This is a genomic window from Hyphomonas sp. (assembly GCF_037969335.1).
In the GTDB taxonomy this organism is placed as follows: domain Bacteria; phylum Pseudomonadota; class Alphaproteobacteria; order Caulobacterales; family Hyphomonadaceae; genus Hyphomonas.
In genome coordinates, this window is sequence record NZ_JBBKXE010000175.1 from 1 (window position 1) to 12376 (window position 12376).

At 65.2% G+C, this 12376-nt stretch carries 9 protein-coding genes and 1 pseudogene; 4 read left to right on the forward strand and 6 right to left on the reverse strand.

Annotated elements, in window-relative coordinates; all coding sequences use genetic code 11:
* Positions 1–603 (reverse strand): annotated as a pseudogene (locus AADA04_RS13025) (DNA ligase-associated DEXH box helicase); the annotation flags it as partial.
* Positions 604–719: 116 nt separating this feature from the next.
* Here AADA04_RS13025 and AADA04_RS13030 point away from each other — a divergent pair.
* A complete protein-coding gene (locus AADA04_RS13030) occupies positions 720–1949 on the forward strand; it encodes an Hsp70 family protein (RefSeq protein WP_340693704.1) in 1230 nt (409 codons plus the stop codon).
* A gap of 16 nt (positions 1950–1965) precedes the next feature.
* On the opposite strand, the gene AADA04_RS13035 is transcribed toward AADA04_RS13030, so the two are convergent.
* Entirely contained in the window at positions 1966–4251 is a 2286-nt protein-coding gene (locus AADA04_RS13035) for a molybdopterin cofactor-binding domain-containing protein (protein ID WP_340693705.1), read from the reverse strand.
* Between the two features lie 5 nt (positions 4252–4256).
* On the reverse strand, positions 4257–4718 hold the full coding sequence (locus AADA04_RS13040; protein WP_340693706.1) for a (2Fe-2S)-binding protein: 462 nt from the start codon (positions 4716–4718) through the stop codon (positions 4257–4259).
* A 276-nt stretch (positions 4719–4994) separates the two neighbouring features.
* On the opposite strand from AADA04_RS13040, the gene AADA04_RS13045 reads away from it, so the two are divergent.
* Complete coding sequence (locus AADA04_RS13045; RefSeq protein WP_340693707.1) at positions 4995–6500, forward strand: serine hydrolase; 1506 nt, start codon at positions 4995–4997, stop codon at positions 6498–6500.
* Between the two features lie 13 nt (positions 6501–6513).
* Here AADA04_RS13045 and AADA04_RS13050 read toward each other — a convergent pair whose 3' ends face one another.
* A complete protein-coding gene (locus AADA04_RS13050; protein ID WP_340693708.1) occupies positions 6514–7197 on the reverse strand; it encodes a hypothetical protein in 684 nt (227 codons plus the stop codon).
* Positions 7198–7307: 110 nt separating this feature from the next.
* On the opposite strand from AADA04_RS13050, the gene AADA04_RS13055 reads away from it, so the two are divergent.
* On the forward strand, positions 7308–9800 hold the full coding sequence (locus tag AADA04_RS13055; protein WP_340693709.1) for a ligase-associated DNA damage response DEXH box helicase: 2493 nt from the start codon (positions 7308–7310) through the stop codon (positions 9798–9800).
* 3 nt (positions 9801–9803) lie between these two features.
* Here the strand turns inward: AADA04_RS13055 and AADA04_RS13060 are convergent, their stop codons facing one another.
* Entirely contained in the window at positions 9804–10940 is a 1137-nt protein-coding gene (locus tag AADA04_RS13060) for an acyltransferase (protein WP_340693710.1), read from the reverse strand.
* Between the two features lie 216 nt (positions 10941–11156).
* Between AADA04_RS13060 and pdeM the strand changes: the two genes are divergently transcribed.
* The gene (gene pdeM / locus AADA04_RS13065) at positions 11157–11879 is read left to right on the forward strand and encodes a ligase-associated DNA damage response endonuclease PdeM (RefSeq protein WP_340693711.1); all 723 of its coding nucleotides are present in this window, start codon (positions 11157–11159) and stop codon (positions 11877–11879) included.
* Here the strand turns inward: pdeM and AADA04_RS13070 are convergent.
* Positions 11876–12376, reverse strand: a 501-nt coding sequence (locus tag AADA04_RS13070) for a DUF389 domain-containing protein (RefSeq protein WP_340693712.1), incomplete at its 5' end; no start/stop codon positions are given. The genes pdeM and AADA04_RS13070 overlap by 4 nt on opposite strands.

A 12376-nucleotide genomic window follows, 5' to 3' on the forward strand; every position in this document is an offset into this window, starting at 1 on the left:
GATGAAGATGGGCTCGTCATAGCCTGCGAGCCGCAGGTGGCGGATCACGCGCTGGGCCTTGCCGAGCGAATAGGCGCCGATGCAATGGGCGCGTTCGGGAAAGGCCTGCAGGCTGTGCAGGAGGCGGGCAATCTCGCCGCCGGTGTCCGGGTGGCGAAAGACAGGCAGGGCGAAGGTCGCCTCGGATATGAACACATGCGTGCCGAGGACCGGCTCGAACGTCGCGCAGGTCGGGTCAAAACGGCGCTTGTAGTCGCCGGTGAAGGTCATCCGCAGGCCCTTGTGCTCGACCACGACCTGGGCTGAGCCGAGGATGTGCCCTGCGGGCGCCAGCCAGACGGTGACGCCATTGATCTCGACCGTCTCGCCATATTCGAGGCTCTGCGTGGATTTGGCGAAATTCTGGCCATAGCGGCAGGCCATGATGGCGAGCGTGTCCGGGTGGGCGAGCACCTTGCCGTGGCCGCCGCGTGCATGATCGGAATGGCCATGGCTGATGACGGCGCGGTCAACCGCGCCGCGCACGGGATCGAGATAGAAATCCCCCGGCGGGCAGTAGAGGCCCTTGGGCGTCGGCTGCAGGAGGAGGTCGGGCCGGAGCATGCCCTGAATGTAGGCAATTGCGGGATGGGGGGAAGGGGCTGGATGCGGTCCCTTCCGCTTTGCGGCCAAGTGGGGTAGGCGACTGGGCCGCATTCCTCGCATCAAGGGCGCTCCCCATGCAGATTGGCATCGATTTCGGCACATCAAACACGTCGATCGCGTTTCGCGGTCCGGATGGCGCCGCCCTGGTTGCGCTGGAGCCGGACGCGACGTCGATCCCGACAGCGGTGTTCTACGGCCTGGATTCCGGCGAGTACGCGATCGGTTCGCAGGCGGTGAGCGCCTATGAGTCCGGCGAAGAGGGCCGGTTGATGCGCTCGATCAAGTCGGTCCTCGGTTCGTCGCTGATTGACGAGACGACGGAACTTGGCCGACGGCGCCTGCCATTCCGTGACGTGATCGTGCATTTCCTGCGCCGGGTGATTGCCATTGCGGAAGCGCAGACGGGGCAGCGCGTCGAGTCCGTCATCCAGGGCCGCCCGGTCTCGTTCAATGACAAGCATGCCGATCTCGACAAGCGTGCGCAGACCATCCTGGAAGCCTGCCTCCACGCGGCGGGTGTTCCCCATGTCGAATTCCTCGAAGAACCGGTGGCGGCGGCGCGGTCGGTGGCTTTTCCGACCGGCCGGGAAAAGCTGATCTTCGTGGTCGATATCGGCGGCGGCACGTCGGATTTTTCGGTCGTGCGCATATCGCCCGACAATGCCGGATTCGACGTGCTCGGCAGTACGGGCCTCTACGTTGGCGGCAATGATTTCGATCACATGCTGAGCTTCTTCGAGCTCTCGCACCTGTTCGGGCATGGCGAGACGCTGGCGCTGAACGGGCTGCCGGCGCCGTCGGCGCCCTATTCGACCCTGTCGGACTGGAAGAGCCTGAACAAGCTCTACACGCGCGACACCCAGAAGCAGATCAAGTGGATGATGATGAACAGTCCGGACAGTCGCGGGATACGGGCGTTCGACCATCTGGTGCGCAGCCATGAAGCCCACACCTATGCCAAGCGCACCGAGCAGATAAAGATCGGCCTCAGCGAGGCGGACCAGCAGACATTCGTCTATGACACGCCCGAGGCGCATCTCGAGCGGCTTGTTGCGCGCGGGACGTTCGAAGACCTGATCGATGAGGCGATCTCGAAAATGGATGCTGTGGCCGTGGACTGCCTGAAGCGGGCAGGCGTGGTGCCTGACCAGGTCACCGATATCGTGATGGTGGGCGGCTCCACCTTCATCCCGCTGGTGCAGGACCGGCTGGCAGGGCGATTCAGCAATGCCGCCCTGTCAGCCAATGACCGTTTCGGCGCCGTCGCCAAAGGCCTCGCCCTGCATGGGGCGGCAACCCGCTAAGGATAGCGCTGGCGGCCTAGATCGCGGCCAGGACCGCTTTCGGCGTGATCGGGATATGGCGCAGGCGCGCACCGACCGCGTTGAAGATCGCATTGCCGATGGCCGGGCCGACGACCGTTGTGGCGGGTTCGCCCAGGCCGACCGGCACTTCGGTGCTCTCGACAAAACCGATGTCGAGGTCCGGCACGTCAGCGAGACGCAGCGGCGTGTAGGGGCCGAGGTTCAGGTCCCTGACCTGTCCGTTCACGAACTCCGTGCCCTCGTGCAGTGCGAGCGAGAGGCCCCAGAGCGACGCCCCCTCCATCTGCGCCAGCGCGCCGTCCGGATCAACGATCGTGCCGGCATCGGCCACCAGTGTCAGCTTTTCGACCGTGACGCGGCCACTGGCGCGATCGACATGGACCTGCGCTGCACAGGCGACCCATGTCGGCATGCCGCGCTCCTGCCCGAAGCTGGTTGCGAGTCCGATACCGGTGTCGGCGGGGAGGGCTTTGCCCCAGCCAGCCTTGGCGGCGCAACGCCGCACGACTTCGGCCTGGCGCAGCGCGCCGCCGACGGCGTTCGGTGCCGAGCCGGCATTGATGCCAGCGCCGTCGAGCAGGGCCAGACGGAAACCGACCGGGTCCTTGCCGAGCGTGTGAGCCGCTTCGTCCATGAAGCTTTCAAGCGCCCAATTGGTGAAGCCGGGCCCGACCGACCGCAGCCAGCCTGGCCGGAACGTGCTGTTGGCAAGGTCGTTCGAGACGGCGCGGACGCGGTGCGCCCCAACCGTGTACCAATGGTCCGCGCCACTGATGGCGAAGGGGTCATAGGCCACCCCGTTGACGCCGTTCGGCATGAAGAAAGGCGCCATGACCTGGGTCGGCCAGCCGGCGGCGACATGCTGTTCCATGCCGGTGACCTTGCCATCGGCGTCGGCGGCAAGGCGGAGACGCTGGACGCTGGGCGAACGCACCGAGTCCATGCGGGTATCGTCCTCCCGCGTGAGGACCATCTTGACCGGTTTGCCGAGCGCCTTGGCGGCGAGGGCGGCTGGCACGGCATAGTCACCGTTCAGCCTGCGGCCGAAACCGCCGCCGAGCCGGTAGGTGCGCATCACGATCTTGTCTTCCGGCATGCCGAGGGCCGTGGCGAGCCATGGCAGGACGAGGCTCTGCCATTGGTTGCCGGTGTGGATTTCCATCACGCCGTCTTTTTCAAAGGCGAGGGCATTGACGGGTTCGAGGTGCATGTGGAGCGCAGTGCCGGTCGTGTAGGTGGCTTCCACTTTCGTCGTCGCGGCAGCGAAGGCTGCGGTTGTGTCGGTGACGCCGGTGTCGAGAATGGCACCGTTCGACGGGTCGTCGAGCAGGCTGCCAGCATGGTCCTGGATCTGCTTTTCGGAGACCTTGGATGTCGGACCGGGAGTCCAGTCGACCTTGATGAGGTCCGCCGCCTTGATGGCTGCCGGATAGGTGTCTGCGATCACCATGACCCAGCCCGTCACGGTGCCGGAAGGATCGTCGATCACGAGGTTCTGCTGGTAGCCCTTCACCGATTTCGCGGCGCTGTCGTCAACGGAATTGACTTTCGATCCATTGCGCGTTGGCGGCATGATGGGCCGGGCATAGACCATGCCGTCGACCTTGGCGTCGATGCCGTAGAGGGCGGTGCCATTGGTCTTTTCCATAATGTCGCGCGCCATGACGGGCTTGCCGATCAGGCGGCGTTCCGCGGCAGGCTTGACCGGGAGCGCAGCGAGTTCCTCTGGCGTGAAGGTCTTGTTGACGCCCTTTTTGACGATGTCGGCATAGCTGATCTTCTGGCTGCCGGAGATGACTTCGCCATTGCGGGCCGTGCAGGTTGCGGCGTCGACGCCGAGGGCGGCGGCGCCCGCTTCGATCAATGCGGTCCGGCCAGCTGCGCCGGCCTGGGAATAGATCGGGAAGGTCTGCCAGACAGACCAGCTGCCGCCGGTGACCATGAGGCCCCATTTGGCGTCTGAATCGACCTGCTTGATGCGGACATTGTCCCACGCGATTTCAAGCTCGTCAGCGAGGATCCGCGCGAGCGCCGTGCCGACATGCTGGCCCATCTCGGCGCGGATGATGTTGATCGTCGCGACGCCGTCGGCGCCGATGGCATACCAGAGCGTGGGGGCGTAAGGCTCGGCGTCTATTGTGGTGGCGTCACCCGGTGCATCCTTGGCGCCGCAGGCGGTCAGGAAGCTGAAGGCGAGACCGCCGCCGGCCGTGGTGATGAGAAAGCCGCGCCGCGAGAGAGCGGTCGGGGCGGAATCGGTGGGGCGTGTGAAGCGTGACATGAGTCTCAGCCTCCCTTCATGGCGTCGGCGGCCTGGCGCATGGCGGCCCGGATGCGGGTATAGGTCATGCAGCGGCACAGGTTCCCGGTCATGATCGAGTCGATATCCTCGTCCGACACATTGGGGTCCTCGGCGAGCGCTGCGGCGGCCTGCATGATCTGGCCCGACTGGCAGTAGCCGCATTGCGGCACCTGGAGGTCCTGCCAGGCCACCTGGACGGGATGCGAGCTGTTCGGATCAAGGCCTTCGATCGTGGTGATCTCCGCGCCGTCGACAGTGCTCACCGGTGTGATGCAGGACCGGACGGCCACGCCACCGATATGGACTGTGCAGGCACCGCACTGGCCGACACCGCAACCGAACTTGGTGCCGGTGAGATTGGCCTCGTCCCGGATCACCCAGAGCAGGGGCGTATCGGGATCGGTGTCGATCGTGAAGGGTTTTCCGTTGAGCTTGAAGCTGGTCATGTCGTCTCCATCATTTCCGCCGGGCATCGCGACTGTGTCTGCCGGTTCCACAACATTTTCGTCGGGCGGGCCATCGGCATCCCGGAGCACCTGCCGTTGCGTTAGCCCCAACATATTCGCCCATTTCGGCCACGTGTCCAGCGCGGGTCGGTCGGATGCGCTTCACGTTGTTGCTGGAGGGGTGAGGACTGGTTGCCAAATCCCTAACTGCCTCGCCATACTTGCGACATGAAATCGTGTGCATACACTGGCACCCGTAACAGGAAAGACTTGTCCATGCGTCCAGTGTCCGCCGTGATCGTATCCCTTGCTGCGCTTGCAGTATCCGCCTCTGCGGCCTTTGCCCAGGAGGGCGGCAATACAGATGATATGGACCTGGCGCTGGCGGCCGGCTGGAAAGCCGCCTTCACCTGTTCCGACCTGTTCACGGCCGGCCAGTCGATGGCCGAGATTGACCAGAATGATCTCAGCGGCATCTATCCGGACTACCAGCGCGCGTTCGACACGCTGCCAAAGGCGCAGGTCAATACGGCGATGAAGACGGTGTCGGTGACCTATTCGGGGATGATGCCGCCGCGCATCGCCGCCTGGCGCCCCGGATTCGGCTGTACGCAGCTGCCGATCGGCGCCGATTCCAGCATGATTTCCTTCCTGCCGCATTTCGCCAGCTGGCCTGCCGCACCGGCGCAGGACCGGGGCAGCGCCATCGGCGCGAACGTCAAGATCCAGCTGCGCACCGAAGAAGCCGAGCGCCTTGAAGCGCCGGTCTCGTTCGCCTTTGACGAGCGCACCTATGGCAATGGTACGCGCACCAGCGCGGTGCTGGTCGTGCGCGACGGACAGGTCGTGGCCGAGCGCTATGCGCTGGGCGTGGACCATGAAACGCCGCAGCGGACATGGTCTGCCGGCAAGTCGATTGCCGCCACCGTGCTGGGTGCGGCCCGGCGCAACGGCCTGATCGATATCGATTATCCGGCGGTGATTGCTGACTGGAACAATGGCGCCGATCCGCGCCGGACGATCACGATCCGCAACCTGATGCACATGGCGAGCGGGCTCGACAGCGGCGAGAGCGGTTCGCGCACCGACCGGATCTATTTCGGCGGTGGGCGCGTGGTGGACCAGGCAGGCAGCAAGGTGCTGGAGGCCATGCCGGGCACGCGGTTCAAATATTCCAACAATGACACGCTGATCGCGATGCGGTCCCTGCGCGAGTCGATGAACGATGACAATGCGTTCCATCGCTTCCCGTACGAGGGTCTGCTGAACAAGATCGGTGCAGCGCACACGACCATGGAAATCGACTGGAACGGCGATTTCATCGCCTCGAGCCAGGTCTGGTCAACGGCGCGCGACCTGGCCCGGGTCGGCCAGCTCTACCTGCAGGACGGCCTGTGGGGCAATGAGCGCCTGCTGCCGGAAGGCTGGGCGGAATTCGTGCGGACACCAGCCCCGGCGCAACCGGAGAGCGGACCTGGCTATGGCGCGCAATTCTGGCTGATGAACGATGCGGCGGGGGTTCCCGAGGGCACGTTCTATATGGCGGGCAACCGGGGCCAGTATGTCGTCATCGCGCCAAGCATGAATGCTGTGATCGTGCGGCGCGGCTATGATGCGAATGGCGGGGCCAAGTTCGAGATCAATGATTTTACCCGTGACGTGCTGATGGCGCTGCAGGCGGCGGATGACGAGCGTGCGGCGCTCAGGGCCCAGGCCGAGCGTGACGCCGAGCTGGAGAACATGTCGCCGAAAGAGCGCGCGAAATTCCTCGCCGGGCAATAGTCCGGCGCGGGGCCTATTTCGCGCCCATGCCGGACTCTGGCACGGCTTTAAGGTTGGTGATCGTCTGAATTTCGGACTCGCTGAAATCCTTCATCATGGCCGAACCGCTGATATCGACATTGACGCGGGCGACATGCGTGCGCCCGTCGGGGGCGCGGTTGCAGGCGACTTTCATTTCGAACTGTTTGATCCTGGCAATCGGCAACGGCCTGAAGGCCTTTTCGGCGACCATCTCGACCGACAGGATGGCCGGAGCGTCCTTGGCGACGACGACCTTGCCTTTGAGGTATTTGAGTATGTCGTCCATGTCGCCGGGTTCAGCGCCGATCTTGGGCGCATAGGTATAGGTTGCGGTCGTGGCGGTTTCGGACTCGAGCGCGGCATCGTCCGGAATGTTGTTGCCGAGGCTGCTGCACCAGATATCGCTGTCGGTATCGGCCTCCATCTTTCTGACCTGCTTCCTGAAATCGTCGCTCCAGTCTTTCCGTGGCGGCGAGATCACGGTGAGGCGTTCACCTTCCGGCCGAGTCGGGTCGACCCGCATCATCGCGTCGGTGCCATCATTCTGAAGGATCAGGTCGAATATGTAGAGCGGCCCGTCCGGACTGGCGGCGAGCGCCTCCTGGAGCGGGGTTCCGGCGAGCGCCTGCAGTGGCAGGAGAGCGGACAGGGCGAGGGGGAGGAGCGAGCGGTGCATGATCAGACCCTTGTGGCGGCGCTTGAACTGGCCAGACAACAAGGTTCACCTGAACCGCGCCTGAAAATAAAGAGGCAAGTGTCACGTCTTGCGATAGTTTAATTCCCGACATGCCCGATAGCGCCGCCCCCGTGTTTACCTTGCCCGAGCCCTTTGCGGGCTGGTTTGGCGCGCGTGGCTGGCGGCCGAGACCGCACCAGATGGCGCTGGCGCAAGCGGCGCTGGCAGGCGAAAGCGCCTTGCTGATCGCGCCGACGGGCGGGGGCAAGACGCTGGCTGGCTTCCTGGCGAGCCTGATCGAGTTGAAGGACCAGGGCCGCCGGTCGAATACGGGCATTCCCGCCCTGCACACGCTGTACATATCGCCATTGAAGGCGCTGGCGGTGGATGTGCAGCGCAACCTGATGGCGCCGGTCGGCGATATGGGACTGGATATAAGGATCGAGACGCGCACGGGCGACACGCCGAGCCATGTGCGCCAGAGGCAGCGGCGTACGCCGCCAGACGTGCTGCTGACGACGCCGGAACAGCTGGCCCTGTTCATTGCATCGGACCATGCGAAGGATTTCTTTGCCGACCTGAAATGCGTGATCGTGGATGAGGTGCATGCGATGGCGGCCTCGAAGCGCGGCGACCTGCTGTCGCTGGGGCTCGCGACTCTTGGCAACTGGGCCCCGGCCTGCCGGTTCATCGGCCTGTCGGCGACGGTGAAGGAGCCGGAGGCCCTGGCGCGGTGGCTGGCGCCGGAGGCGCGGATCATAAGGGCGGAGGGCGGTGTCTCGGCGGAGGTGGATATCCTTGTCTCGCGCGAGCGGATTCCGTGGTCGGGCCATTCCGGGCGGTTTGCCGTGCCGGAAGTGTATGAGGCGATCAAGGGCGCCAAGATGGCGCTGGTCTTCGTCAACACGCGCAGCCAGGCCGAAGTGATGTTCCAGGAGCTGTGGCGGGTGAATGACGATAACCTGCCGATCGCGCTGCACCATGGCTCGCTGGCGAAGGACCAGCGCGTTCGGGTCGAGGCGGCGATGGCGGCGGGTCAGCTGAAGGCGGTGGTGTGCACTTCGACGCTCGACCTCGGCATCGACTGGGGCGAGGTGGACCTCGTGATCCAGATGGGGGCGCCGAAGGGCGCGGCGCGGCTGATCCAGCGGATTGGCCGGGCGAACCACAGGATGGACGAGGCGAGCCGGGCCGTGCTGGTGCCGACGAACCGGTTCGAAGTGCTCGAATGCCGCGCGGCGGAGGCGGCGGTCGAGGCCGGGGAGATTGACGGAGATGGATTGCGGCAGGGATCGCTCGACGTGCTGGCGCAGCATGTGATGGGCCGGGCCTGCGGTGACGGGTTCGAGCTTGCGCCGCTGTATGAGGAGATCATCCGGGCGGCGCCCTATGCGGATCTCGACTGGGAGACGTTCGAGCGGATTGTCGATTTCGTGGCGAGCGGCGGTTATGCGCTGAAGACCTATGACCGGTTCCATCGGATCGTGCGGCGGCCGGACGGGCGCTGGGTGGCGCGCACGGCACAGGACGCGCAGCAGCACCGGATGAATGTCGGCGCGATTGTCGAGGCGGTGCAATTGTCGGTACGGCTGGCGAGTTTCGTGGGGAAGGGGGCTGGCGCACCCGGCGAAAAGCGGGCGGTGCGGGCGGGCCGCAAGCTGGGCGAGATCGAAGAGTATTTCATCTCGACCCTGGTGCCGGGGGATACGTTTCTGTTCGGCGGCGAAGTGCTGCGCCTGATTGGCGTCGAGGGCCTTGATGTGCTGACGGTTCGGGCGGTGGGCGAGAAGCCGGCGATACCGTCCTATAACGGCGGGAAATTCCCGCTGACGACTTTCCTCGCCGAACGGGTGCGCCAGATGATCCACGATCCGGCCCAGTGGGACGCGTTGCCGGGGCCGGTGCGGGAATGGTTCGCCGTGCAGGCGCGCCGCTCAAGCATTCCGCCACCGGATCATTTTCTGGTCGAGACCTTCCCGCGCGGGGAGCGGCACTACATGGTCTGCTATCCGTTCGAGGGGCGGCTCGCGCACCAGACGCTGGGCATGCTGCTGACACGGCGGCTGGAGCGGATGGGAGCCAAGCCGCTGGGTTTCGTGGCGAGTGAATATGCGATGGCGGTCTGGGCGATGGAGGACATGGCCGGGCTCGACATGGGTGACCTGTTCCATCCCGACATGATGGGCGACGATCTTGAGGCGTGGCTGGACGAGAGCGCGCTGATGAATCGGACCTTTGCCCATTGCGCGCAGGTGTCGGGCCTGATCGCACGCAACCTGCCCGGCAAGGAGAAGAATTCGCGGCAGGTGAGCTTTTCCAGCGACCTGATCTATGACGTGCTGCGCAGCCATGAGCCGGATCATATCTTGCTGCAGGCGGCGCGGCAGGACGCGGCGACGGGCCTGCTGGATGTGCGGCGGCTGTCGGACATGCTGGTGCGCATTCGCGGCAAGATCGACCACAACGCGCTGGACCGTATCAGCCCGTTCGCGGTGCCGGTGATGCTGGAAATGGGCCGCGAGCCAGTGTTCGGCGCCTCGGTGCAGGATGCGGTGCTGGGCGAAGCGGAAGACGTGCTGGTGCGCGACGCGATGCGGGAGTGAGAGTCAGGCCCGTGGGGCGGGGGCTTCTGCCCTGTTGGCCGCGAGGCGCCCGAGCAGGCGGCCAACCAACCGCTTCCAGAAAGGCAGGCGGCGCTCGGAGACTTCCGCGAGCAGGAAGCAGGCGGCCAGCGCCACGGCGGCCAGCGTGATCTGATGCGCCGGGTTGGCGCTGTCAAAAGCAGGCAGGCCATGCAGGAAGTTGAGCACCGGATAGTGGAACAGGTAGATGGAGAATGTCGCGCCGGCGAGCCAGCGGATGGCGGTGCCTGCGCGGGCGCTGATCCAGCTGGCCTCGCGAGCGAGTCGGTGAACGCCGATGAAATGGGCGGCCATCAACAGGGCGATCAGGAAATTCCAGATGAACTCGTCGGAAAAGCCGAGCACGTAGTCGGGCAGGGCGAGCCCATGAAGCACGGCATCGGTCAGCGCGGTGAGGTGCTGCGGCACATGCAGCGCGAGGCCGCCGGCATAGAGCGCCCATGGCGCAAGGGCGAGACCCCTGGCGGCTGCCTTTGGCAAAGTGGCCATGTGGTCCCGGCGGAGCGCCCGCTCGAGCCCGACGCCGAGCAGCCAGCAGGGCGCGAGCAGCAGGATGGGTGGTCCGACGACCAAGGCGATCAGCGCCAGCAGGATCAGGCGCATGGGGCCACGACAGAAAACGGCTATTCCGAAGCCGACATAATACCAGGCCTCGTAGGCGACCGACCAGAACGGGCCGTTGGAACCGACATTGATATTGCTGGACCAGACCTGCGTCGAGAAGGTCAGCGCACCGATGAGCTGGCCGATCCTGTTTTCGCCATTATACCACGCGGCCTCGTAGATTTGCGGCTGTAGCGATGAGCCGAACGTATCCAGCGCGAAGGTGAGGAGAAGGGCCGGGATGACGACGGAATAGAGCCGGGCGATCCGCGCCTCGGCATAGGAAGCCGCGCCGCGATCGCGCGCGAAGGTCGTGTAGGCAATCACATAGCCGGACAGGACAAAGAAGACGACGACGGCGTCGCTGCCGAGATTGATGTCCCGGATCCATTGCAGGTTGCCGTTCGTGAAGCGGGCATAGGCCAGGTGCGAGACAAAGACGGCGAGCGCGGCGAGAAAGCGAAGCGCATCGAGATAGAGGGAAAAGCCGCGATTCATCGGGTGGTGCTCACGGCATCAGTCAGGGAGACTGCAGATTCGACCATCGCCCCAGGGCCCCATCACGGTTTGTTTCTGTCTGTCGGCCTGTCAACATTAGGAAAACAAGCTTAAAACCGTGTAAAGACAGGTGATTATGCGTGACATTTGAATTCCGTTTCAGGGCGGGTGACAGCCCGCGTTGACGGCTGCGCGATTGCGGGTCACCTATCAGGGATGACTGCCGTCGCTGCCCGCCCCTCTGAAACCCTGCTGCACCTTGGCGGCGAGATGCTGTTGCCGCTGCCGGAGGGCGCGCTGTGGTGGGCGGCCGAGCGTGTGCTTGTCGTCTCCGACCTGCACCTTGAAAAGGGCAGCGCCTATTCGGCGCGGGGGCAAATGCTGCCGCCTTATGATACCGGCGCGACGCTGGACCTGGTCGAGCGGCTGTGTGCGGCGCTGACGCCGAAGACGGTGATCTCGCTGGGCGACAGTTTCCATGACCGGGCCGCCGAGCTGCGCCTGCCGGAGGCCTATGCGGCGCGGATCAAGGCGCTGACCGGGGCGCATGACTGGGTCTGGGTGGAGGGCAACCATGATCCCGATCCACCGGCCTATCTGGGCGGGCGCGCGGCGAAAGTTCTGCGGATCGGCAGCCTTGTGTTCCGGCACGAGCCGACGGGCGAGGCGGGCGAGATTGCCGGGCACCTGCATCCGGCAGCGAAGGTGACGGGGCGCGGGCGCATGGTACGGCGGCGCTGTTTTGCCAGCGACGGGGCGCGGCTGGTGATGCCGGCCATGGGCGCCTTTACCGGCGGGCTGAACGTGCTGGACGCAGCCTTTGCGCCGCTGTTCCCGGAAGGCCTGATGGCGTTCGCACTGGGCGGTGAGCGGGTGTTTGCCGTGTCGGCGAAAAGCCTCGTGCCGGATGTCGCGAATGGCGCGCGCTGGCGGCTCTAGCCCGCCCAGGCGACGCCGAGAAGGATGCGCCCGGTGATCATGGCGATGAAGACCAGCAGGATGGCGATCCAGATGCCGAGCACGCCAGCCGTGATGCGCCAGCGTTTGGGCGGCAGGCCCTGTAGCAGGAAGGCTGCGATACCCGCGATATTGATGCAGACAAGGTTGGTTGCGAACAGGAACAGGCCGCGCAGGGCGAGACCAATATCGCCCTGCCCGAAATAGAGCCCGGCGGCTGACAGCGGCGGCACGAGGGCCACGGCGATCATGACACCGACCAGTGACGCCGAGGCGCCCTTGTTGAGGGCCATCACGCCGGCGGCGCCCGAGGCGAGGGCAAGGGCGATGTCGCCGAGATGCACGATTGTGCGGTTGTAGAGTTCCGGCGTGCGCGGATCGAAGTCGATCACCAGGCTGAGCAGGGCCGTGAAGACGAGCACGCTGACGGCACCGACAAAGAGCGTGCGCCCGGCACGCCAGGCGAGGGCGGCGTTACC